At 72.2% G+C, this 21,694-nt stretch carries 18 protein-coding genes and 1 pseudogene; 7 read left to right on the top strand and 12 right to left on the bottom strand.

Annotated features, from left to right (window positions below):
- Positions 1-115: 115 nt before the first annotated feature.
- Both HFV08_RS04540 and HFV08_RS04535 read right to left on the bottom strand, forming a co-directional pair.
- Positions 116-1,336 carry a glycosyltransferase gene (locus HFV08_RS04540; RefSeq protein ID WP_168536112.1) on the bottom strand — a complete coding sequence of 407 codons (1,221 nt, stop codon included), beginning with the start codon at positions 1,334-1,336 and terminating at the stop codon, positions 116-118.
- Between the two features lie 216 nt (positions 1,337-1,552).
- Positions 1,553-2,095: a carboxymuconolactone decarboxylase family protein gene (locus tag HFV08_RS04535; protein ID WP_168536110.1), complete on the bottom strand. Its 543-nt coding sequence runs from the start codon at positions 2,093-2,095 to the stop codon at positions 1,553-1,555.
- A gap of 47 nt (positions 2,096-2,142) precedes the next feature.
- Here HFV08_RS04535 and pdxR point away from each other — a divergent pair, with 47 nt between their 5' ends.
- On the top strand, positions 2,143-3,537 hold the full coding sequence (pdxR, locus tag HFV08_RS04530; protein ID WP_168536108.1) for a MocR-like pyridoxine biosynthesis transcription factor PdxR: 1,395 nt from the start codon (positions 2,143-2,145) through the stop codon (positions 3,535-3,537).
- A 25-nt stretch (positions 3,538-3,562) separates the two neighbouring features.
- Here the strand turns inward: pdxR and HFV08_RS04525 are convergent, their stop codons facing one another.
- Positions 3,563-8,014 carry a tetratricopeptide repeat protein gene (locus tag HFV08_RS04525; protein WP_168536106.1) on the bottom strand — a complete coding sequence of 1,484 codons (4,452 nt, stop codon included), beginning with the start codon at positions 8,012-8,014 and terminating at the stop codon, positions 3,563-3,565.
- 315 nt (positions 8,015-8,329) lie between these two features.
- On the opposite strand from HFV08_RS04525, the gene trpS reads away from it, so the two are divergent.
- Together trpS and HFV08_RS04515 are read left to right on the top strand one after the other, a co-directional pair.
- Complete coding sequence (trpS, locus tag HFV08_RS04520) at positions 8,330-9,343, top strand: tryptophan--tRNA ligase (protein WP_040252930.1); 1,014 nt, start codon at positions 8,330-8,332, stop codon at positions 9,341-9,343.
- Positions 9,344-9,578: 235 nt separating this feature from the next.
- Positions 9,579-10,160: a 2'-5' RNA ligase family protein gene (locus HFV08_RS04515; RefSeq protein ID WP_168536104.1), complete on the top strand. Its 582-nt coding sequence runs from the start codon at positions 9,579-9,581 to the stop codon at positions 10,158-10,160.
- A gap of 108 nt (positions 10,161-10,268) precedes the next feature.
- On the opposite strand, the gene dprE2 is transcribed toward HFV08_RS04515, so the two are convergent.
- Positions 10,269-11,024 (bottom strand): decaprenylphospho-beta-D-erythro-pentofuranosid-2-ulose 2-reductase, encoded by a 756-nt coding sequence (gene dprE2 / locus HFV08_RS04510; RefSeq protein ID WP_168536102.1) that lies wholly within the window; start codon positions 11,022-11,024, stop codon positions 10,269-10,271.
- 45 nt (positions 11,025-11,069) lie between these two features.
- Positions 11,070-12,461 carry an FAD-binding oxidoreductase gene (locus tag HFV08_RS04505; protein ID WP_168536100.1) on the bottom strand — a complete coding sequence of 464 codons (1,392 nt, stop codon included), beginning with the start codon at positions 12,459-12,461 and terminating at the stop codon, positions 11,070-11,072.
- Between the two features lie 207 nt (positions 12,462-12,668).
- Here HFV08_RS04505 and HFV08_RS04500 point away from each other — a divergent pair.
- Positions 12,669-13,589: pseudogene (locus HFV08_RS04500) on the top strand (YihY/virulence factor BrkB family protein); the annotation flags it as partial.
- Positions 13,590-13,773: 184 nt separating this feature from the next.
- On the opposite strand, the gene HFV08_RS04495 reads toward HFV08_RS04500, so the two are convergent.
- A complete protein-coding gene (locus tag HFV08_RS04495; protein WP_359707018.1) occupies positions 13,774-15,015 on the bottom strand; it encodes a D-alanyl-D-alanine carboxypeptidase family protein in 1,242 nt (413 codons plus the stop codon).
- A 163-nt stretch (positions 15,016-15,178) separates the two neighbouring features.
- Between HFV08_RS04495 and HFV08_RS31360 the strand changes: the two genes are divergently transcribed.
- Both HFV08_RS31360 and HFV08_RS04490 read left to right on the top strand, forming a co-directional pair.
- Positions 15,179-15,418: an SCO4848 family membrane protein gene (locus HFV08_RS31360; protein WP_246341495.1), complete on the top strand. Its 240-nt coding sequence runs from the start codon at positions 15,179-15,181 to the stop codon at positions 15,416-15,418.
- Between the two features lie 124 nt (positions 15,419-15,542).
- Positions 15,543-16,982 (top strand): metallophosphoesterase, encoded by a 1,440-nt coding sequence (locus HFV08_RS04490; RefSeq protein WP_168536094.1) that lies wholly within the window; start codon positions 15,543-15,545, stop codon positions 16,980-16,982.
- 63 nt (positions 16,983-17,045) lie between these two features.
- Here the strand turns inward: HFV08_RS04490 and HFV08_RS04485 are convergent, their stop codons facing one another.
- Both HFV08_RS04485 and HFV08_RS04480 read right to left on the bottom strand, forming a co-directional pair.
- Positions 17,046-17,381 (bottom strand): DUF4440 domain-containing protein, encoded by a 336-nt coding sequence (locus tag HFV08_RS04485; RefSeq protein ID WP_168536092.1) that lies wholly within the window; start codon positions 17,379-17,381, stop codon positions 17,046-17,048.
- Between the two features lie 209 nt (positions 17,382-17,590).
- The gene (locus tag HFV08_RS04480; protein WP_168536090.1) at positions 17,591-18,082 is read right to left on the bottom strand and encodes a hypothetical protein; all 492 of its coding nucleotides are present in this window, start codon (positions 18,080-18,082) and stop codon (positions 17,591-17,593) included.
- A 221-nt stretch (positions 18,083-18,303) separates the two neighbouring features.
- On the opposite strand from HFV08_RS04480, the gene HFV08_RS04475 reads away from it, so the two are divergent.
- On the top strand, positions 18,304-18,873 hold the full coding sequence (locus HFV08_RS04475; protein WP_168536088.1) for a GNAT family N-acetyltransferase: 570 nt from the start codon (positions 18,304-18,306) through the stop codon (positions 18,871-18,873).
- An 82-nt stretch (positions 18,874-18,955) separates the two neighbouring features.
- Here HFV08_RS04475 and HFV08_RS04470 read toward each other — a convergent pair whose 3' ends face one another.
- From HFV08_RS04470 to HFV08_RS04455, 4 genes are all read right to left on the bottom strand, one after another.
- Entirely contained in the window at positions 18,956-19,705 is a 750-nt protein-coding gene (locus HFV08_RS04470) for a TetR family transcriptional regulator (protein ID WP_168536547.1), read from the bottom strand.
- Positions 19,706-19,958: 253 nt separating this feature from the next.
- On the bottom strand, positions 19,959-20,501 hold the full coding sequence (locus tag HFV08_RS04465) for a thiol-disulfide oxidoreductase DCC family protein (RefSeq protein ID WP_168536086.1): 543 nt from the start codon (positions 20,499-20,501) through the stop codon (positions 19,959-19,961).
- On the bottom strand, positions 20,498-20,905 hold the full coding sequence (locus tag HFV08_RS04460; RefSeq protein ID WP_168536084.1) for a hypothetical protein: 408 nt from the start codon (positions 20,903-20,905) through the stop codon (positions 20,498-20,500). Before HFV08_RS04460 ends, HFV08_RS04465 begins: the two co-directional genes overlap by 4 nt.
- Before the next feature lie 271 nt (positions 20,906-21,176).
- Positions 21,177-21,587 carry a MerR family transcriptional regulator gene (locus HFV08_RS04455; RefSeq protein ID WP_168536082.1) on the bottom strand — a complete coding sequence of 137 codons (411 nt, stop codon included), beginning with the start codon at positions 21,585-21,587 and terminating at the stop codon, positions 21,177-21,179.
- Between the last annotated feature and the right edge of the window lie 107 nt (positions 21,588-21,694).

Below are 21,694 nucleotides of genomic sequence, written 5' to 3'. Positions count from 1 at the left end.
GTCGGGCCGTGATCGGCCGCGCGCTGTTCCGCAGAGGTACAACCCGGCCCCGTACCCGCCCGGTTCGCCGTCCGCGACCCCTACCGGTGGCGGCGGCTGCCGACGAGGGCGGGGCTCAGGCCGGCCGGTCCGCCCCGTCGAGCAGCAGCCGGGCCGCCACCTGGGCGCCGTCGTGGCGGATCGTCCCGGCGACGGTCGCGGCCCGCTCCCGGACGGCCGGGGCAAGGGCTCCGGCGAGCGCGGCCGAGAGGGACTCCACCGTCGGCTCCGGGTCCGGATGGGCGGTGCCGATGCCCAGTTCGGCCACCCGGGCGGCCCAGGACGGCTGGTCCGCGATGCGGGGGACCACCAGTTGCGGCGCCCCAGCGCGGGCCGCCGCCTGCGTGGTGCCCGCGCCGCCGTGGTGCACGACGGCGGCCACCCGGGGGAAGAGCGCCTGCTGGTTGACGTCACCGACCACGAAGCAGTCCTCCGCCTCGTCGATCGCGGTCAGTCCCGCCCAGCCGGAGGCGAGCAGCACCCGGCGGCCCAGCGCCCGGCCCGCCTCGGTCGCCACCCGGGCGATGTCCTTGGGGGCGAAGGCGGCCATGCTGCCGAAGCCCACGTAGACGGGCGGCTCGCCCGCGTCCAGGAACTCGGCCAGACCGTCCGGGAGGGGACGGGTGTCGGGCAGGATCCAGGCGCCGGTCTGCTCCAGTTCGAGATCGGTCCGGTCCTGCCCCGGCCAGAGCAGCGGGTCCGCGGCCAGCATCGGCCGGTCGCCGAGGACATGCCCGCGGACGTCGTCGACGGGCGGCAGGCCCAGCTCCGCCCGGTGCCGGTTCAGCGCCTCCCCGTACAGGGCGTTCACCCGCTCCGCGTCCTGGCGCCACAGCACCCGGTTGTCGGTCTCGCCCTCGGCGGACTGCTTGCCGGGCCGCGCCCCCGGCGGGAAGTGCCGGGAGGGCAGACCCAGGGTGTGGAAGCAGGCCAGCCGGTAGCGGATGCCCAGCTTCTCGGCCACGTCCCGCGCCCCGGCGGGCATCAGCCCCGTCGCCAGGACCAGCTCGCAGTCCTCGGCCGCCGGCAGCAGCGTCTCGAAGCGGGCGGTGACCAGCTCGGGCGCCAGCCGGAAGGCGTCCGCATGGGTCGGCGGCTTGGGTCGTACGACGATCGAGGCCACCGTCGGGCCGAGCGGCACCAGCGGCACCCCGGCCCGCTCCAGGAGCACCCGGAACTCCTCGTCCGGCGGCGCCGCCACCCGCGCCTCGGCGCCCAGCTCCCGCAGGGCGACGGCCAGCCCGGCCAGCGGTTCGACATCCCCGCGCGACCCCCACGACGTCAACAGCACACGCACTTAGCACTCCCATTTCCGCAGGTCATGGCTTTGAGCCGCTGATTCTGCGGGACAAGGGGGGCCTTGCCGCAAGCCCCCCTGTGCGCTATACCTTGAGAGTGGCGAGGAGGACCGACTCCTCGCCTCTCGTGTGTCCGGACCTCTCGTGCGTACGGGCGTCTGGTGTGTCCGTGCCTTTCTGCGTCTGCGCGTCTCTGCGCCCGGGCCGCCGCGCCCTCAGTGGTGGACGTCGCCCGCCTTGTAGTCACCCGCGCGCATGCGGGTCGCGACGCCGTAGCGGTTCCAGGCGTTGATCGCGACGATCGCGGCGAGCAGCCCGGTCAGCTCCTCCTCGTCGAAGTGCGCGGCGGCCCGCCCCCAGACCTCGTCCGGGACGAAGCCGTCGGTGAGCACGGTCACCGCCTCGGTCAACTCCAGGGCCGCCAGCTCCCGCTCCGTGTAGAAGTGCGGGGACTCCTCCAGCGTGCCGAGGTGCATCAGACGCTGCACGGTCTCCCCGGCGGCCAGCGCGTCCTTGGTGTGCATGTCGACGCAGAAGGCGCAGTGGTTCAGCTGGGAGGCGCGCGTCCGCACCAGGTGCAGCAGGTCCGGCTCCAGGCCGACCCGGGAGACCTGCTCCAGGGTGGCCAGGGCCTTGTAGACGTCGGGCCGCAGCTTCGTCCAGTCCAGGCGGGTCGGCTGCTCGGCCGAGAAGCGGGCGTCGGTGGTCTTGCGGGCGGTACGGGCGGGGGTCTTCGCGGTGTCGTTCTCGGTGGTCATGCCCTTTACGCTAAATCGTCGGTGACCCGGCGGTATGGTCCACTTCCATGGCTAAATCCTGGGCCACTCTCGGCGTGGACCTGCATCTGGAACCCTCCGGACCGGGCCTGCGCGCCGGGCTCACCCACACCCTGCGCGAGGCGGTACGCGGCGGCCGGCTCGCCCCCGGCACCCGGCTGCCCTCCTCCCGCGGCCTCGCCGCCGACCTGGGCATCGCCCGCAACACCGTCGCCGAGGCCTACGCCGATCTGGTCGCCGAGGGCTGGCTCACCGCCCGCCAGGGCTCCGGCACCCGGGTCGCCGCCCGCGCGGTGCCGAGGCCCGAGGCCGCGCCCGCGCTGCCCACCGCCCCGGCCGGGCCGGTGCACGACCTGCGCCCCGGCTTCCCCGATCTGGCCGCCTTCCCGCGCACCGCCTGGCTCAAGGCCGCCCGCAAGGCCCTCACCCACGCCCCCAACGAGGCCTTCGGCTACTCCGACCCGCGCGGCAGGCCCGAGCTGCGCGCCGCGCTCGCCGCCTATCTGCCCCGGGCGCGCGGGGTGCACGCCGACCCCGAACGCCTCGTCATCTGCGCCGGGTTCGCGCACGCCCTGGTCCTCCTCGACGAGGTGCTGCGGGCCCGTGGCGTACGCGAGGTGGCGACCGAGTCCTACGGGGTCGCCGACCACCGGCGGATCCTGGAACGCGGCGGACTGGCCACCCGCCCGCTCCCCTTCGACCGGCTCGGCACGGACCCCGGCCCGCTCGACGAACGGAACCCGGGCGCGGCCCTGCTGACCACCGCCCACCAGTTCCCGATGGGCGACCCGCTCAGCCCCGACCGCCGGGCCGCCGTCCTCGACTGGGCCCGCCGCACCGGCGGGCTGATCCTGGAGGACGACTACGACGGGGAGTTCCGCTACGACCGCCAGCCCGTCGGCGCCCTCCAGGGCCTCGACCCCGAACGCGTCGTCTACCTCGGCACCGTCAGCAAATCCCTCGCCCCCGGGCTCCGGCTCGGCTGGATGGTGCTGCCCCGCCCGCTCGCCGACGCGGTCGCCGCCGCCCGGGGCACCCGCGACTGGGCCTGCGGGACACCGGACCAGCTCACCCTCGCGGAGTTCCTCGACTCCGGCGCCTACGACCGCCAGGTGCGCGCGATGCGGCTGCGCTACCGGCGCCGCCGCGACCAGCTCGTCGCCGCCCTCGCCGCGCACGCGCCCCGGGTGCGGCCCCGCGGGATCGCCGCCGGACTGCACGCGGTGCTCGAACTCCCGCCGGGCACCGAGCAGTCGGTGCTCCGCTCCGCCGCCTGGCACGGACTCGCCGTCTCCGGCCTGCGCGCCTACCGCCACCCGGCGGCAACCGGCGAGACCCCGGACGCCCTCGTCGTCGGCTACGGCACCCCACCGGACCACGCCTGGCAGGGGGCACTCCAGGCCCTGTGCCGGGCGGTGGGGTGAGGTCCGGGGCCGGGGGCTCAGCGGATCAGGTCTCCTGCTCAGAATCCTGAGTCGTCTGTTCCAAGGCCTCTCGCAGACGATGCACAAGGGGGTCGAGTTGTCCGGCCTCCACAGGAAGCGCGCTCCGAAGGTCTGCCAAGTCGCGGAGCACTTCCTCGATGGCGTACCTGTGCGGAGCGGCACGCAGAAGCGCTTCCAACTGCTCTTGAGCGCGACCCCAGTCAGGGAGACCGCACAGACCCACCAACAGATTCCCTGCCGACCTCGCGCCCGCGCCCTCTTCCGCCGCGGCGGCCGCGAAGAGTTCCACGGCACGCTGCCACCGGGCATCCCCTTCCGGCAGCCCTTGAAGCCGCAGAACCACAGCACTTTCCAGAACAGCCCAGCCGTTCTCCCCATCCAGCTCGATGGCGCGGTCGAAGTCGGTGAGTGCGTCGTCGTAGCGTCCCATCAGCCGGTAGGTCTGGCCGCGGCTGTCGATGGTCCAGGCGGTGTCGGGGTTGAGTTCGATGGCGTGGTTGAGGTCGGTGAGTGCGTCGTCGTAGCGTCCCGTCCGCTGGTAGGTGTGGCCGCGGATGGCGATGGCGAATGCGTCGTCGGGGTCGAGTTCGATGGCGTGGTTGAGGTCGGTGAGTGCGTCGTCGTAGCGTCCCATCAGCCGGTAGGTGTGGCCGCGGATGGCGATGACGAAGGCGTCGTCGGGGTCGAGTTCGATGGCGCGGTCGAAGTCGGTGAGTGCGTCGTCGTAGCGTTCCATCCGCTGGTAGGTCTCACCGCGGATGGCGATGGCGAAGGCGTCGTCGGGGTCGAGTTCGATGGCGTGGTTGAGGTCGGTGAGTGCGTTGTCGTAGCGTCCCATCAGCCGGTAGGTGTGGCCGCGGATGGCGATGGCGAAGGCGTCGTCGGGGTTGAGTTCGATGGCGCGGTCGAAGTCGGTGAGTGCGTTGTCGTAGCGTCCCATCAGCTGGTAGGTCTCACCGCGGCTGGCGATGGCGAAGAGGTAGTCGGGGTTGAGTTCGATGGCGCGGTCGAAGTCGGTGAGTGCGTTGTCGTAGTGCCCCGTCAGCCGGTAGGTCTCACCGCGGGCGGCGATGGTCCAGGCTTCGTCGGGGTCGAGTTCGATGGCGCGGTTGAGGTCGGTGAGTGCGTTGTCGTAGTGCCCCGTCAGCCGGTAGGTCTGGCCGCGGCTGGCGATGGCGAAGGCGTAGTCGGGGTCGAGTTCGATGGCGCGGTCGAAGTCGGTGAGTGCGTCGTCGTAGCGTCCCATCAGCTGGTAGGTCTGGCCGCGGCTGGCGATGGCGAAGAGGTAGTCGGGGTTGAGTTCGATGGCGCGGTTGAGGTCGGTGAGTGCGTTGTCGTAGTGCCCCGTCAGCTGGTAGGTCTGGCCGCGGCTGGCGATGGCGAAGAGGTAGTCGGGGTTGAGTTCGATGGCGCGGTTGAGGTCGGTGAGTGCGTTGTCGTAGTGCCCCGTCAGCTGGTAGGTCTGGCCGCGGCTGGCGATGGCGAAGGCGTAGTCGGGGTTGAGTTCGATGGCGCGGTCGAAGTCGGTGAGTGCGTTGTCGTAGTGCCCCGTCAGCCGGTAGGTCTCACCGCGGGCGGCGATGGTCCAGGCTTCGTCGGGGTCGAGTTCGATGGCGCGGTTGAGGTCGGTGAGTGCGTTGTCGTAGTGCCCCGTCAGCCGGTAGGTCTGGCCGCGGCTGGCGATGGCGAAGGCGTAGTCGGGGTCGAGTTCGATGGCGCGGTCGAAGTCGGTGAGTGCGTCGTCGTAGTGTCCCATCAGCCGGTAGGTCTCACCGCGGCTACCGATGGCGAAGAGGTAGTCGGGGTTGAGTTCGATGGCGCGGTTGAGGTCGGTGAGTGCGTTGTCGTAGTGCCCCGTCAGCTGGTAGGTCTGGCCGCGGCTGGCGATGGCGAAGGCGTCGTCGGGGTTGAGTTCGATGGCGTGGTCGAAGTCGGTGAGTGCGTTGTCGTAGTGCCCCGTCAGCCGGTAGGTCTCACCGCGGGCGGCGATGGTCCAGGCAGTGTCGGGGTCGAGTTCGATGGCGCGGTTGAGGTCGGTGAGTGCGTTGTCGTAGTGCCCCGTCAGCCGGTAGGTCTGGCCGCGGCTGCCGATGGCGAAGGCGTAGTCGGGGTCGAGTTCGATGGCGCGGTCGAAGTCGGTGAGTGCGTCGTCGTAGCGTCCCGTCAGCCGGTAGGTCTCACCGCGGCTGGCGATGGTCCAGGCAGTGTCGGGGTCGAGTTCGATGGCGCGGTTGAGGTCGGTGAGTGCGTTGTCGTAGTGCCCCGTCAGCTGGTAGGTCTGGCCGCGGCTGCCGATGGCGAAGGCGTAGTCGGGGTCGAGTTCGATGGCGCGGTCGAAGTCGGTGAGTGCGTCGTCGTAGTGCCCCGTCAGCCGGTAGGTCTCAGCGCGGTCGGTGATGGTCCAGGCTTCGCCGGGGTCGAGTTCGATGGCGCGGTTGAGGTCGGTGAGTGCGTCGTCGTAGCGTTCCATCAGCCGGTAGGTCTGGCCGCGGCTGGCGATGGCGAAGGCGTAGTCAGGTTCGCGCTCGATGACACGGTTCAGATCTGCGAGGGCCTCTGAACCCCGCCCGGTGATCCGGTAGATCAAACTGAGCATCAGGACGGCCCACGTGTCGTCCGGGTCCAACTCGACGGAGCGGTCGAGGTCGTTGCGGGCTTCCGCTAAGCGATTCATCAGCAGATGCGTCACTCCACGGCCTGAGTGAGCCCTCGCGAGGTTCGGGTCGTGGTGAAGGGCGGTGTTGTAGTCGGTGAGGGCGGCTTCGTAGTCTTCGGCTTCGCGGTGTTCTCGGCCTCGGATGCTGTGGGCGAGTGCTCGGGTGGCAGTGGTGGCGCCTGATCCGGTGAGGATCAATGTCAGGGCGGGGATGACACCGGCGGATTCGCCGGTGAGGTCCTGAAGCTTCTGACCCAGCTGGGAGAGATCGCGGGAGTCGATGTCGCCACCGGCCTGGACGAGTGTCTGAGCCCAGCGGCTCAGGGCCGCTGTCCCGTGATCGCATGCCTGGGTGATCTCGTGGAGTGCGTCCGGCAGGGCAGTACGCGGGTGCGCGCACAACTGGTGGTAGGTCTGGTTGAGGCGGAGATCACGCCAGTTCGGGTCGTCCCAGTGGTCCTCTGCCGAAAGGCTGGTCTCCAGGGCTTCGCGCCATTGTCCGAAGGCCTGGGCGAGGCGTGTGTGGTCCTCGGCCCACTGGGTGGGGGAGAGGGCGCGCTGGACACGGAGCATCTGGGTGCGCACGACTTGGTGGTAGCGAGAGCGGCCGGCGTGCCCGGTGACGAAAGGCAGGCCACGCAGCCACGCGTACCCCTCGGGTCCGGATGCGCCGACAGCGGTGCGGTGGATGTCCTCGTTCAGATGCAGGGGCAGGGCACAGGCCAGGACCATGGTTCGTCTGGCGGTGTCGGGGATCCATTTCAGGAAGCGCTCGACGGCGGTGTCGGCGGGGTCGCCGATCTCTTCGGGGTCGCCGGGCGGGGCCTGCGCGAGGGTGTCGACCAGAACCGGCAGGCGCCCGGACAGCTCCAGGATCATCTCCACCAGTCGGCTCTGGGTGATGCCCTTGCGCGCCAGCAGTTGCCGGGCTTCGTCCTCGCTGAAGATCTCCAGCGGCACCGAAGCGATCATGTCCAGGCAGTCCGCCCAGTGGCGGGCTTCCAGAACGCTCTGCCCGGACAGCACGACGACCACGTTCAGCGGCAGTTCGCCGTACTCGTTCTCGATCAGCAAACCGCTCAGCCAACCGTCCAGCATCGGTCCGGTCTGCTCGTAGGTGTCGAAGAACAGCACCACCCACGGAGTGCGCCGCGCGACCTCGGCCAGCTCCCGGACGAATAAGGGAGTCAGCACGCGCAGCGGCGCCAGCACCAGTTCCGCATCCTCGTGGCTGCGGAAACGCGAGCGGAGTGCCACGCGCAGCCGATCGGTCGCCTGCGCCATCTCCTTGGCGTCGAACGCTCCTGTGAACGACCCCAGTCCCGGCACCGTGCTCAAGCCCGCCAAGCCCAACTGCGTGATCACGGTGCTGGAGGCGGACGCCGACGGTTCCTGGCCCTCTGCTCCGGTTGCCGACAGGCTTGCCGCCTCCAGCTCCGCCTCGTGCCGACGTTGCCGGTAGGTCGCGAGCTGCTTGTCCAGGCCCTTCAACGCCCAGCCCTGTCGGCCGAGTTGCTCGCTGATCGCGGTCATGGCCTCCACGGCACTGTGCACTTCTTCGTCGACCCACGCGGTCACCGCCGCGAACTGATCACGAGCCAGGCTGTCCCACTGCCGCGTCAACGAGGTCTTGCCGACCCCCGCGATCCCGCGCACATGGAACAGGACCTGGTAGTCAGCGGCACCGGTGCCGCCTTCCAGGTTCGCCTGGAAAACTCTCAGCTCCCCCTGCCGCCCGACGAAGCGGGAGGCGCGCCGACGCTTTACGAACTCCGCTCGGGACAACTCTCGCCCTGCCATCGGTGCCCTCCACGGTCTGCGTCCGGAAGGCCATCATGCTGTCCGTCGGCGGCGCTGTCCCCTTCCTCGTCCGGCCTCGTACGGCCACCGGCCTGATCCGGCCCAGGTATAGCTGATCGACCCCGCACACCGGGGGCTCATCGACTCCGCACACCGGGCGGGACGCCACCGGTACCCGGCTCTCCGGACAGTCCGGCGCACGCCCCTCTGCCGCACCCCTCTGCCGCACCGTCGACCGGCGCGGAGACCGGCACGCGTTCCGAACTGTCGGTGATCCGTTTCCCGGCTGTCGCGGACACCTGAGAGAATGGGCCCATGGCCTCGAACAAGCCCCGCGTGCTCTCCGGGATCCAGCCCACCTCGGGCTCGTTCCACCTCGGCAACTACCTCGGCGCGGTGCGCCAGTGGGTGGCGCTCCAGGAGAGCCACGACGCCTTCTACATGGTCGTCGACCTGCACGCGATCACGGTGCCGCAGGACCCGGCCGAGCTGAAGGCGAACACCCGCTTCGCCGCCGCCCAGCTGCTCGCCGCCGGGGTCGACCCGGAGCGCTGCACCCTCTTCGTGCAGAGCCATGTGCCCGAGCACGCGCAGCTCGGCTGGATCATGAACTGCCTGACCGGCTTCGGCGAGGCCTCCCGGATGACGCAGTTCAAGGACAAGGCGGCCAAGCAGGGCGCCGAGCGGGCCACCGTCGGCCTGTTCACGTACCCGATCCTCCAGGTCGCCGACATCCTGCTCTACCAGGCCGACCAGGTGCCGGTCGGCGAGGACCAGCGCCAGCACATCGAGCTGACCCGCGACCTCGCCGAGCGCTTCAACGGCCGCTTCGGGCAGACCTTCACGCTGCCCGCGCCGTACATCCTGAAGGAGACGGCGAAGATCTACGACCTCCAGGACCCGGCGATCAAGATGAGCAAGTCGGCGTCCACGCCGAAGGGGCTCATCAACCTCCTCGACGAGCCGAAGACCACCGCGAAGAAGGTCAAGAGCGCGGTCACCGACACCGACACCGTGATCCGCTACGACGCCGAGAAGAAGCCCGGGGTCAGCAACCTCCTCACCATCTACGCCACCCTCACGGGTGCCGGAATCCCGGAACTGGAGCAGAAGTACGAGGGCAAGGGCTACGGTGCGCTGAAGACGGACCTGGCCGAGGTGATGGTCGAATTCGTCACACCCTTCCGGGAGCGCACCCAGCAGTACATGGACGACCCGGAGACCCTCGACTCCCTGCTCGCCAAGGGTGCCGAGAAGGCGCGGGCCGTCGCCGCCGAGACCCTCGCCCAGGCCTACGAGAAGGTCGGCCTGCTTCCCGCTAAGCACTGACCCAAAAGCGTCGTACAGTCGTAGGGCCGCCCCAGGCGCCACGAAAGGCGACACAAGCGACAGGAGGCGGCCCCCGGCCCAGGCCGGGCGGCCACCGCGCAGGAGGGCCGGGCCACCGCCACCGTGCGGGGGCGCGGACCGGCAGGACCGGCGCGGGACGCCGGGCAGGACCACGGCGCGACAACACAAGAGCTCTTCCCAGCCACCCCATCCCACCTACCCGACGGGAGACGACGTGGGGACCGTAACGATCGGCGTCTCGATCGCGGTCCCGGAGCCTCACGGCAGCCTGCTCCAGGAGCGGCGTGCGGGCTTCGGCGACCGCGCGGCACACGGCATTCCCACCCACGTCACGCTCATCCCGCCGACCGAGGTGGACGGCGCCACGGTCCCGGCGATCGAGAAGCACCTCGCCGAGGTCGCGGCCCAGGGCCGGGCCTTCCCGATGCGCCTCGCCGGCACCGGCACCTTCCGCCCGCTCTCCCCGGTGGTCTACGTCCGGGTCGCCGAGGGCGGCTCCGCCTGCACCTGGCTCCAGCAGGAGCTGCGCGACCCCGAGGGCCCGGTCGCCCGCGAGCTGCAGTTCCCGTACCACCCGCACGTCACCGTGGCGCACGGCATCGACGAGGCCGCCATGGACCGCGCCTACGCGGAACTGGCCGAGTACGAGGCCGCCTGGACCTGCCACGGCTTCGCGCTCTACGAACAGGGCGCCGACGCCGTCTGGCGCCGCCTGCGCGACTTCCCCTTCGGCCCCCTCACGGTCCCCCCGCAGGCCACCCACCCGGCCAGCCAGGGCACCCCCAGCCGCCGGTGAGCCCGCGCCCGGGGCCGCTGCCGGTCCTGGCCTCGATTTGCTGCTGAGGCTGGCCTCGGGGCCGCCGCCGACACCGGGATCGGGGCGTCGCTCAGCGTGGCAGACCCCTCACATCGGCAGCCGCCGGAACACCCCCCGCGGCAGATGCCGCACCGCCGACATCACCACCCGCAGCGCGCCCGGCACCCAGACCGTCTGGGCCCGGCGGCGCAGGCCTGACTCGATGGCGACGGCGACCTCTTCCGGGGTGGCGGCCAGTGGCTGCTCCTCGCGGCCCTCGGTCATCCGGGAGCGGACGAAGCCCGGGCGGACCACCATCACGTGCACCCCGGTGCCGTGCAGGGCGTCGCCGAGGCCCTGGGCGAAGGTGTCGAGACCGGCCTTGCTGGAGCCGTAGATGAAGTCGGTGCGGCGGGCGCGCTCCGCGGCCACCGAGGAGAGCACCACCAGGGAGCCCTGGCCCTGCTCCTGGAGCGCCTGGGCGCAGATCAGGCCCGCGGAGACGGCGCCGGTGTAGTTGGTCTGCGCCACCCGGACCGCCGCGCCCGGGTCGCTCTCGTCGTGCGCCTGGTCGCCGAGGACGCCGAAGGCGAGCAGCACCATGTCGATGTCGCCCTCGGCGAAGACCTTGCCGAGGCACTCCTCGTGGGCGGCGGTGTCCAGCGCGTCGAAGTCCACGGTGTGCACGGCGGCGCCGAGCGCGCGCAGCCACCCGGCGGCCGACTCCCGCTCCGGGGAGGGCCGCCCGGCCAGCCAGACGGTACGGGTGCGGCGGGCCACCAGGCGCCGGGCGGTGGCGAGCGCGATCTCGGAGGTGGCGCCGAGGACGAGCAGGGACTGCGGGGCTCCGAAGGCGTCCTTCATGGGCAACTCCTGTGCGGGGGTGGGCGGTTGGATGACGACAGGGGCCTACAGATCCAGGCGCCGGGAGAGGTCGGAGGCGAACAGGCCGCGCGGGTCGAGGGTGCGGCGCAGCTCGCGGAACTCGGTCAGACGCGGGTACATCGCGGCAAGGAGATCGGGCCGCAGCCGGGCGTCCTCGGCGAGCCGGACCCGGCCGCCCGCCGCCGCGACCTCCTCGTCCAGCCGGTCCAGGAAGGCGCCGAGCCCGGGCAGCCGCGCGGGCAGGTCCAGGCAGAGCGACCAGCCGGGCGCCGCGAAGGACAGCCAGCCCGGGTCGCCCTCGCCGAAGCGGCGGAGCAGGGCGAGCGGTGCCGGGCAGCCGCGCCGGGCCAGCCTCCTTACCAGTCGCTCCAGGGTCCCCTGCGCCTCGTACGGCAGCAGGCACTCGTAGCGGATCAGGCCTCCGCGGTGGCGGGGCCGGGGTGCCTCGCGGGGGTGGAAGAAGGCGTCCAGTTCGCACAGGCGGCGGGTACCGGTGCGGGGCAGGGTGCGCAGCCGCAGGCCCTGCCAGGCGCCGGTCGCCCGCAGTCCGAGCGGGCCCGGCGCCAACTGCCGCGGCGGATACGGGCCTTGACCGGGGCCGAGGGCCGCCGCGGCGCGCCGGGCCCGGGAGGGCAGCTCCCGGGCGGGCAGGTGGTCGGCGCGGAGCAGCGCGGCGCGTCCGGTGGAGCGGCCGCGGGCGAGCAGGTCGATCCAGGCGGCCTCGTACCGGCGGGGCGGTGCGGAGGTGCTCATCCGGTGCAGCAAGTCGTCGAGATCCGGGGCACGTTCGGTCTCCACCGTCAGCAGGGAGGTCTCCACCCGCAGCAGGCGCAGGGTGGCGGTGAGCACCGCCCCGGTCAGGCCGAGTCCGCCGGTGGTGGCGTCGAAGAGGGGAGTGCCGCGCGGGACGGTGCGCACCTCGCCGTCCGCGGTGAGGAGTTCGAGGGAGAGCAGGTGCCGGGCGAAGGAGCCCGCCGCGCGGTGGCCGAGCCCGTGCACGTCCGCGCCGATCGCCCCGCCCACCGTCACCTGCCCGCTGCCCGGGCTCACCGGCAGGAACCAGCCGTGCGGCAGCAGCACTTCGGCGAGCCGGGCGAGGCTGACGCCCGCGTCGGTGAGCAGGGTGCCGGTGGCCACGTCGATGACATGGACGCGGTTCAGCGCGGTCATGTCGAGCACGGCGCCGCCCGCGCTCTGCGCCGCGTCCCCGTGCGCCCGGCCGAGCCCGCGCGGGATGCCGCCGCGCGCACCGGGCAGCGCCCAGCCCCGTACCGTCTCCGCCGCGTCCTCGTACGAACGCGGGCGCAGCAGGCGGGCGGAGCTGGCGGAGGTGCGGCCCCAGCCGGTGACCGGGACCGGCCAGTCGGCGGGGGCCGGGGCGGCGGGACGGGCGGGTGCAGCGGACTCAGGAGCCATGCAGGGACGGTATCGCCGGGATTGCGGACTATTGTCAAAGCCGCAACCGAGATGCTGTGAAATAGGCGATACGAGTGAGAAGTTCCGTCTGTCGCGGACCGGGCAAGCCCGCCGGGCTCCGGCAACAGGCGGCAGAGGGAACAGTTTCCGCCGGGGAATCCGGCTCCGTAAGCGGTAGAGACCACGTGACGGGGGCAGACGCAGATCATGGACTGGCTGAAAAACCTACCTGTGGTGGGGCCGGGCTTCACCCGCCTGATGCGGACGCATCCCTGGCGCGCCTACGAGCGCCTCGACGAGGTGAAGTGGTCCCAACTCGCCGCGGCGATGACCTTCATCAGCTTCCTGGCGCTCTTCCCGCTGCTCACCCTGGGCGCCGCGGTCGCCGCCGCCACCCTCAGCGACAGCCGCCGCCAGGACCTCCAGGACAAGCTGGCCGAACAGGTCCCCGGCATCTCCGACGAACTCGACATCAGCGCCCTGGTCGACAACGCCGGCACCGTCGGCCTGATCGCCGGCGCCCTGCTGCTCTTCACCGGCATCGGCTGGGTCGGCTCGATGCGCGAGTGCCTGCGCGCGGTCTGGGAGCTGCCGGAGCCCGAGGAGAACCCCGTCCTGCGCAAGGCCAAGGACGCGGGCATCCTCGCCGGGCTCGGCGGCGCGGGCCTCGCCTCCATGGTCGTCTCCACCCTCGCCTCGATCACCGTCGGCTGGACCAGCCGCCAACTCGGCATCGAGGAGGGCGGGTTCGGCGGGGTGCTGCTCCAGCTCGCCGCCTTCGCGGTCGCCGTCCTCGCCGACTTCCTGATCCTGCTCTACGTACTGACCCTGCTGCCCGGCGCCGAACCGCACCGCCGCCCGCTGGTCGTCGCCGCCCTCATCGGCGCCCTCGGCTTCGAACTGCTCAAGCTGCTGCTCGGCGGCTACATCAGCGGCGTCGCGGGCAAGAGCATGTACGGCACCTTCGGCGTCCCGGTCGCCCTGCTGCTGTGGATCAACTTCACCGCCAAGCTGCTGCTCTTCTGCGCCGCCTGGACGGCCACCTCCCCGGAGGCCGAGGCGGACCGCGTGAAGTGGGACGAGCCCGGCCCGGTGGCGGGACCCGAGGAGGGCGCGGCGGCGGGGGGCGCCACCGCGGTCACCGGGACCGACACCTCCGGCACCGGCACCGCCGCCGCACCCGGTGAGGCGTACGGCGGCGGTGGCAGTCCGGTCGGTGGCAGTCCGGGCGCCGGTGGCGATCCGGCCGCGGGCGAGGCCCGTGACGCGGGCGCCGGGGGCGCGGCGGCCGGGGACGCGGACGGCGCCGGGGTCAGGGACGAGGACGGCGGCGGACCAGGTCGGGGAGCGGCCAGCGGCGGTTGACCAGGAAGGCGGCCGCGGCGAGGAGGACCAGGACACCACCGGCGATGCCGAGCGCGGTGCCGACCCCGCCGGAGGAGGCCGAGTCCGCCTTCTGCACCTCGGTGTCGTCGCCGCCCGAGGCACCGCCGTCCTTGCCGCCGCTGCCGCCCGCGGCGCCCTCCTCACCGGACTCGCTCTTCGGGCGCACCAGATTGCCCACCGGCTCGGTCTTGCCGGAGGCCGCGAAACCCCAGTCCAGGAGCTTCGCGGTCTCCTTGTAGACCGCGTCGTGCTCCTTGGCGGAGGGGTTCATCACGGTGACGAGCAGCACCCGGCCGTCGCGCTCGGCGACCCCGGTGAAGGTCGCGCCCGCGTTGGTGGTGTTGCCGTTCTTCACGCCCGCGATGCCGCGGTAGGCGTCCAGGTCGTAGTCGCCGGTCAGCAGGCGGTTGGTGTTCTGTATCTCGAAGGTCGGGCGCTTCTTGCCCTTCTTCGCCTCCCCGGGGAACTTCGCCCGGGCTGTCGCCGCGTACTCCCGGAAGTCCTTCTTCTGCAGCCCCGACCGCGCGAAGAGGGTGAGGTCGTACGCGGAGGAGACCTGGCCCGGCTCGTCGTAGCCGTCCGGGCTGACCACATGGGTGTCCAGGGCCTGGAGCTCCTCGGCGTGCTCCTGCATGTCCCGGACCGTCTGCTTCTTGCCGCCGTTCATCGCGGAGAGCACATGCACCGCGTCGTTCCCGGAGCGCAGGAAGACCCCGAGCCACAGGTCGTGCACGCTGTACGTCTGGTCCTCCTTCACGCCGACCAGGCTCGACCCGGCGCCCATGCCCGCGAGGTCCGCCGCCGCGACCTTGTGGGTCGTGGTCTTCGGGAACTTCGGCAGCACGGTGTCCGCGAAGAGCATCTTCAGGGTGCTCGCGGGCGGCAGCCGCCAGTGCGCGTTGTGCGCGGCGAGCACCTCGCCCGACTCGGCGTCCGCGACCAGCCAGGAGCGCCCGGTCAGCTTCTTCGGCAGCACCGGGGCCCCGCCCGCGAGGCGCACCTGGGTGCCGGGCTTGCCGAGCAGCTCGCCGCCGAGCTTGGACATCGGCGCCGTGGGACGGGGGGAGGGGTCCTTGGGCTTGTCGTCGGCCAGGGCGGGCGCGGTGAGCGACAGGCAGAGCAAGGAGGCGGAAGCGACCAGGAAGGCGGTCTTTTTCGAGACAGGCACGGTCGAGAACGTACAGGGCCCCCGGCGCGACGCGCCCGGCGAGGTCCGCCCTTCGGTCGACTTCCGGCCGCCGGCACCCCGGCCGGTGCCGGGCGCGGCCGCCTCGCGCCCGGGGTGCGGACCCGCCGCCGGGCCCGGCCGGGCCGAAAGCGATACTGGGCGCATGAAGCTCAGCCGACCCGTCTCCTGGTTCCTGCTCGCCTTCGGGGTGTGGAGCTGGGTCATCTGGATCACTTTCGTCAAGAATCTCGTCAAGGACGGCAGCGGGCTCGCTTTCGACGACGGCGACCCCACCGCGTACTTCTGGGTGCACCTGACGCTCGCCGTCGTCTCCTTTGTTCTGGGGACGGTTGTCGGAGCCATCGGGTTGCGCGGACTGCGCGCCCTGCGACAGACGGCATGACCGGCCCGCCCGCCCGGCATCTCCGCGGACGGCACCCCTCCCCGCACCGCGGCCGAGGGACACCGGACACCCCGGGGAGCAGCCGGACCCCTCAGCAACCGACGCACCGGAAGGCCGACGCACCGTGGTGGTCGTCTTCGTCCTGATCTTCCTCGCCGTACTCGCGGCCTTCGCCGCCCTGCACTGGTACGTCTGGCGCCGCCTGTTCCGCGACACCACCCGCGGGCCCGGGCCGGTACGCCGCGCGGGCACGGTGCTGATCGTGGCGGGCCCGCTCTGCATGTTCGCCGCCCTCGCCACCGAACGCGCCGGGGCACCCTTCTGGCTCCAGCGGGTGCTGGCCTGGCCGGGGTTCCTGTGGCTGGCCCTGTCGCTGTATCTGCTGCTGGCGCTCCTGGTGGGGGAGTTGGTGCGGCCGCTGCTGATGCGGGGGCGGTGGGGGGACCGGGGGCGGGAGTCCCGGGAAGGGGAGTCCCTGGATCAGGGGTCCCAGGATCGGGGATCCCAGGGTCAGGGGGCCGAGGGTCAGGGGGCCGAGGAGCGTCGGTCCTCGGATCATGAGTCCACGGACCCGGAATCCCAGGACCCGGAATCCTCGGATCCGCGATCCCAGGATCGCGGCTCCCAGGACCGTGCGGGCCAGGACCCCGGATCCCACGATCCCGGATCCGAGGACCGGCAATCCCCGGACCCGGCCCCCGCTCCCACCCCCTCCCCATCCGCTCCCACCACCTCCACCCCCACCCGCCGCCTCTTCGTCTCCCGAGTCGTCGGCGGGGCAGCCGCCGCCGCGGCCGTCGCGACGGTCGGGGCCGGGACGTACGGCGTGCTGAGCGGGCCCAAGGTCAAGCGGGTGACCGTGCCGCTCGCGAAGCTGCCGCGGGCGGCGCACGGTTTCCGGATCGCGGTGGTCAGCGACATCCACCTGGGCCCGATCCTCGGCCGCGGCTTCGCCGAGAAGGTGGTGGAGACCATCAACTCCACCCAGCCGGACCTGATCGCGGTCGTCGGCGACCTGGTCGACGGCAGCGTGAAGGACCTCGGCCCGGCGGCGGCCCCGCTGCGGAAGCTGCGGGCGCGCCACGGCTCCTTCTTCGTGACCGGCAACCACGAGTACTTCTCCGGCGCCGAGCAGTGGGTCCGCGAGGTACGCGAACTGGGCCTGCACCCCCTGGAGAACGCCCGGGTCGAGATCGGCGCCTTCGACCTGGCCGGGGTCAACGACGTCCAGGGCGAGAGCGAGGGCCAGGGCCCCGACTTCACCAAGGCGCTCGGCGACCGGGACCGCTCCCGCGCCGCGGTCCTCCTCGCCCACCAGCCGGTGGTGATCCACGACGCGGTCCGCCACGGCGTCGACCTCCAGCTCTCCGGCCACACCCACGGCGGCCAGCTCTTCCCCGGCAACCTCGTCGCCGGGCTCGCCAACCCCACGCTCGCCGGTCTGGAGGAGTACGGCGACACCCAGCTCTACGTCTCCCGGGGCGCCGGAGCCTGGGGCCCGCCGACCCGCGTCGGCGCCCCCTCGGACATCACCGTGGTGGAGCTGGCCTCCCGCCAGGCGTGACGGCCCACCGGTACCGGTTCACCCGGCCCACCAGGTCTGCCCGGCGCACGCCGTCCGCCTGGTTCACCCCACCCGGCCGCCGAAGAACACCTCGGTCCGGGTGAGCATGCCGTCCCGCACCCGGCTCAGCTCGACATTGCGGTGCCGGGCGCCGGTGGTCAGCTCGTACTCGTACAGCAGGAAGACCTCGTCCTCGGAGGCCGGTACCAGCCGGAGGATGTGCTGGGAGCGGAACCGGTCGGCGGTCGGGAAGCAGCGGTCGAAGAAGGCCGCCCGGTCGATGTGGTCGTCCTGCGGGCTGGTGAACACGTAGTCGGGGGCGATGAGTTGCTCGGCGCGTACGCGGTCCTGGGCGAGATAGCTCTCCAGGACCGCGCGGACCACCTCGGTGTGCGACATGCCGCTCTCCTTCCGTACGGGGCGGCCCCGGGCCGGTCCGGACCGCCGCCCGGCATTATCGGCGGCCCGGGCACCCGGTCCCGGCAGCCTCGCCGCCGCGCACGGCACCCGCCCGTACGGAAGTCCCTCGGGCGCGTCCCCGGGCGTCAACACCCGTGCCCCGCCCATGACGTACCGCCGGCGCGGGCGGCACCGGAGAGCGCCGGGGCTCAGGAGCTGAGCGAGCGGGCGTAGTTGAGCTGGGCCATCACCTGGGGCATGGTCTGCGGGCCCTGGGCCGGGATCATCGTGGTGTGGTGGCGGCCGCCGCTGGTGACCGAGACCTGGATGAAGCCGGTGGTCTTCTTCTCCTTCATCAGGAGGAAGAGCAGTCCGAGCAGGCAGAAGATGAAGAAGATGATCGCGAGCACCACGGCATGGGTCGGGATCTTCTCCTCGGTGCGCGACATGTCGGTGGCGTTCCACACCGCGCCCTTGAGCGGGAGTTCACCCGCGGGGGTGACGATACGGTCCTGCAGCACCGTGATGTCCCCCAGCGACAGCAGCGGTACCGCGCCGCCGCCCTGTCCGGGCACCAGGGCGCCGCCCTGCGGGTAGCCGTAGCCCGGGGCGCCGCCCGGGTATCCGTAGCCCGGGGCGCCCTGGCCCTGCGCGGGTCCCCACTGGTAGTTCCCGTCCTGGTACGGGTTGGGCTGGCTCATCGTTCCCCGCTCTCTGCGAACAGCCGGTCGCCTCCCGCGGGCGTCGGCGGCTGTGGGTCGAGGGTATCGAAGAACACCGACACCGGGCCGCGGCGCTCGGCAGGTCCGTTACGCAGACCAGGACGCCCCCTGCCCTCACCCGGGTTCCCGCCGGAGGCACCGGGTTCCGGCTCCGGCACGCCTCGGCCCGAGCGGCTTCCGCTTCCGGCAGGATCGCCCGCATGACCGAGACCCCCGCCGCGGTACCCGCCACCCCCGCCTGCTGGCCGGATGTCGAGGAACTCCTCGGCAGGCGCGGCGCCGTGAAGGGCTGCTGGTGCATGTTCTTCCGGCTCACCCCGGCAGAACGCCGGACCCGGTGGGGCGAGGGCAACCGCCTCGCGCTGCGCGCCCTGGTCGACGAGGGCCGCGAACCAGGCCTCCTCGTCTACCGCGAGGGCCTTCCGGCCGGCTGGGTCTCCCTCGCCCCGCGTGAGGAGTTCGGCCGCCTGGACCGCTCCCCGGTGAGCAAGCCGGTGGACGACCGCCCGGTCTGGTCGCTGGTCTGCCTCTACGTCGCCCGGGAGCACCGCGGCCACGGGGTCGCCCGCCAACTGGTGCGCGCCGCCGTCGAGTTCGCCCGGGAACGCGGCGCCCGTACGGTCGAGGCCTACCCGGTGGACGACACCCTCGGCCCGGTCGGCGCGGACGACGCCTACCACGGCCTGGTCTCCCTGCTGACGCAGGAGGGCTTCGCGGAGGTCGCCCGGCGGGCACCCAAACGGCCCGTACTGCGCCGGGAGTTGAACTGAGTCGTCCTCAACCGGCGGACGCACGCCACCACTTGACCGCACGCGCCCGTACACCCCCGCCGCCTCCTCCTCCCCGGCACCGCTAGCGCTTCCCGCGCCGCACCCTCTTCCCCTTCGCCGCGCGTTCCGTCTTCGCGGCCCGCTCCGTCTTCGCCGCGCCGTCCGGCGGTGAAGTCCCGTCCGCTGCGGGGGAGTTCTCCGCCGCCGGTGCCGCCTGCGTCATCCCCGGCAGGAAGTCCGTGAAGAGCTCGTGCACTTCGCGTACGAGCGGGCGCAGCACCCGGAAGCGGGCCAGCGCCACGCCCCGGCTGGTCAGCCGGGCCCCGCGGTCCGCGAGACGGCGGCTGCGGCGGTGGCCCTCGGAGCGGTCGAAGACCCAGTAGAGCACCAGGCCCATCTGCGAGAGCCACATCAACTCCGGCAGGATCACCGCGAGTTCGGCGGGCACCTTCGCCTCGGCCCCGGCCAGCGTCGCGCGGTGCACATCGATCGCGGCCTCCCGCGCGTGCTCCGACTCGGCGGAGAAGGGGCTGAGCGGACTGTCCGGGTCGGCGGCGTTCTTGAAGAACTGCGCCGCGAACTCGTGGTACGGCTCGGCGATGTCCAGCCAGGCCTGGAGCACCCCCGAAAGACGCGCCTCCAGATCGGTCTCCCGGGCCAGGATCGGCCGTACCCGCTCCTGGTGTTCGGCGGCGATCCGGTCGTAGAAGCCCTGGATCAGGTGCTCCTTGCCCGCGAAGTAGTAGTACGCGTTGCCGACCGAGACCCCGGCCTCCTGGGCGATGGCCCGCATGGTGGTCTTGTCGTAGCCGCGCTCCTGGAAGAGCTCCATCGCCGTCTGGAGGATGAGCGCCCGGGTCTGCTCGCTCTTCTCCGTCTTCTCGGCCCTCTCCGTCTTCTCGGCTCTTTCGGCCTTCTCCGCCTTTTCGGGCCTCGGCTTCTCGGGCCTGTTTGGCTTCTTCGTCCTGACGGGCTCGGCCGGGGTGGCCGGCTTCTCCGACCCGGCCTGCCCTTCCGGCGTTCCGGACGGGCGGCGGCCGGGGCCCGGCGTCGGTGACTCGTTCGCGGTTGACACGGCAGCGAGCCTAACGAGTTCCGCACTCGCCCCCGGCGCAGGCGCCGGGCGGCTCCATGGTCCAGCCGGAGCCGGGCCGGTAGGTCCAGCCGTCCTGCTGCCGGTAGGCGCCGCCGCCCCAGCCGCTGCCGGGGTGGCCGCCGCGTACCGGGGCCCTGGCCGGGAGCTGCGCGGCGCGCCACTTGGCCGCGGCGAGGACGGCGCCGCGGGCGAACCGGGCGCCGGTGGGGCTGCTCATCCGGTGGGCCAGTTCGCGGTACTCGGACAGCGCCCACAGCACGACCACCCAGGCCGCGGTCCCCGTGTAGACCTGGCCGCTGTCGCCGACCACGGTGATCTCGTCCAGGGTCGCCCGGTGGTCGAGCCCCGGGTAGCGGCGCCGGGCCTCCGGCGAGGCGGCCGGGAGCAGTTCGAGCGGGACGAGCTGCCGCTGCCGCCGCAGCCAGCGGCTCAGGTGCGCGCACAGCGAGCAGTCCGGGTCGTACAGGACCGTGAGCCCGCGGACCGGGACGCGCGCGGCGCCCCGGTCCGCACCGGAGGGCTGGGCGGTCATGCCCGGGCCCCCGGCGCCACCCAGCCCTGCGGCGGAACGGGCGGCAGCTGCTCGCGCTCCAGGACGCCCCGGCGGCGGATCTTGTTGAGCACCCACACGTTGCCCAGGTGCAGGACACCGAGGACGAGCAGGACGACGCCGAGCTTGGTCGAGAGCGTCTCGAAGATCTCCCGGGTGCTGGTGATCTCCTCGTCGGCGTTCAGATAGAGCGCCACGAAGCCGAGGTTGACCAGGTAGAAGCCGACCACGAGCAGGTGGTTGACCGCGTCCGCGAGCTTCTCGTTGCCCTTGAGGACATCCGCGAGGAAGATCCGCCCGTTCCGGCTGAGCGTGCGCGCCACCCAGACGGTCAGACCGATGCTGACCAGCAGATAGACGATGTAGGCGACCACTGTGAGATCCATGTCCCCACCCCTTCTTGAACGTGTTCAAAAAGCTGTATGCCAGGACTGTAGGACGGTTTTTGAACGTGTTCAAGTGGGAGGGGGTCGCGGTGGGGTGATGTGACCGGCGCCATGCCACCTGCCGTTCGGGGTGCGGGAGTTGGGGCCAGCGGGATTCCGGCGCGGGACATGAGCGGACCCGGTGTGCGGCGGGCGCACACCGGGTCCGTGGGTGTCTGTGGGGAGGGGGAGCGGGCTGGGGTCGGACCCGCGGCCGTCTGCCGCCTGTCGTCTAGATCGCCTGCGCCGTCCGTGCCCTGCACGGCGCCTCGGGCTCCTCGGTGGAGGGTGCCGCCGGGCCGGCCGCGATCACCTGGTCGAGCAGCCCGCGGGAGGTGAGCAGCTGGCCGATCGCCAGGTCGATACGGTCCCGTTCCACCCGGAGTTCGGCCACCAGGTCCGGGCAGGTCGGGGCGAGGACCTCGGCCTCCTCGCGGACACAGGGCAGCACCCGGGCGATGGTGGCCGTGCCGAGGCCCGCCGCGAGCAGGCTCCGGATCCGGGCGACCGTCGCGACATCGGCCTCCGTGTACGCGCGGTAGCCGCTGGGCCGCCGGGCGGGGGAGAGGAGGCCCTGGTCCTCGTAGTAGCGCAGCAGCCGCTCGCTGACTCCGGTCCGCCGGACCATGTCTCCGATGCGCATGGCTTCTCCCCTCGCTCCGCGGGTCCGTCCCCGTCTCCGCCCCGCGTTCCCGTGCGTCTTGCGTGCGTCTCCCCGTACGGCGTCGCCCGCGGCCGGGACCAGGGGCG

The organism is Streptomyces physcomitrii (genome assembly GCF_012273655.1).
Lineage (GTDB): Bacteria > Actinomycetota > Actinomycetes > Streptomycetales > Streptomycetaceae > Streptomyces > Streptomyces physcomitrii.
The sequence above is the reverse complement of the archived record's forward strand: the minus strand, read 5'-3'. Positions and strand labels throughout refer to the sequence as shown.

Excerpts from the sequence above, each read along its gene's own strand:
- HFV08_RS04485 (WP_168536092.1), bottom strand. The coding sequence starts at position 17,381 with ATGTCGCACACCGAGGTGGTCCGCGCGGTCCTGGAGAGCTATCTCGCC.
- HFV08_RS04480 (WP_168536090.1), bottom strand. The coding sequence starts at position 18,082 with ATGAGCCAGCCCAACCCGTACCAGGACGGGAACTACCAGTGGGGACCC.
- HFV08_RS04525 (WP_168536106.1), bottom strand. The coding sequence starts at position 8,014 with ATGGCAGGGCGAGAGTTGTCCCGAGCGGAGTTCGTAAAGCGTCGGCGC.
- HFV08_RS04475 (WP_168536088.1), top strand. The coding sequence starts at position 18,304 with ATGACCGAGACCCCCGCCGCGGTACCCGCCACCCCCGCCTGCTGGCCG.
- HFV08_RS04465 (WP_168536086.1), bottom strand. The coding sequence starts at position 20,501 with ATGACCGCCCAGCCCTCCGGTGCGGACCGGGGCGCCGCGCGCGTCCCG.
- dprE2 (WP_168536102.1), bottom strand. The coding sequence starts at position 11,024 with ATGAAGGACGCCTTCGGAGCCCCGCAGTCCCTGCTCGTCCTCGGCGCC.
- HFV08_RS04460 (WP_168536084.1), bottom strand. The coding sequence starts at position 20,905 with ATGGATCTCACAGTGGTCGCCTACATCGTCTATCTGCTGGTCAGCATC.
- HFV08_RS04470 (WP_168536547.1), bottom strand. The coding sequence starts at position 19,705 with ATGGAGCTCTTCCAGGAGCGCGGCTACGACAAGACCACCATGCGGGCC.
- HFV08_RS04455 (WP_168536082.1), bottom strand. The coding sequence starts at position 21,587 with ATGCGCATCGGAGACATGGTCCGGCGGACCGGAGTCAGCGAGCGGCTG.
- HFV08_RS31360 (WP_246341495.1), top strand. The coding sequence starts at position 15,179 with ATGAAGCTCAGCCGACCCGTCTCCTGGTTCCTGCTCGCCTTCGGGGTG.
- trpS (WP_040252930.1), top strand. The coding sequence starts at position 8,330 with ATGGCCTCGAACAAGCCCCGCGTGCTCTCCGGGATCCAGCCCACCTCG.
- HFV08_RS04505 (WP_168536100.1), bottom strand. The coding sequence starts at position 12,461 with ATGGCTCCTGAGTCCGCTGCACCCGCCCGTCCCGCCGCCCCGGCCCCC.
- pdxR (WP_168536108.1), top strand. The coding sequence starts at position 2,143 with ATGGCTAAATCCTGGGCCACTCTCGGCGTGGACCTGCATCTGGAACCC.
- HFV08_RS04535 (WP_168536110.1), bottom strand. The coding sequence starts at position 2,095 with ATGACCACCGAGAACGACACCGCGAAGACCCCCGCCCGTACCGCCCGC.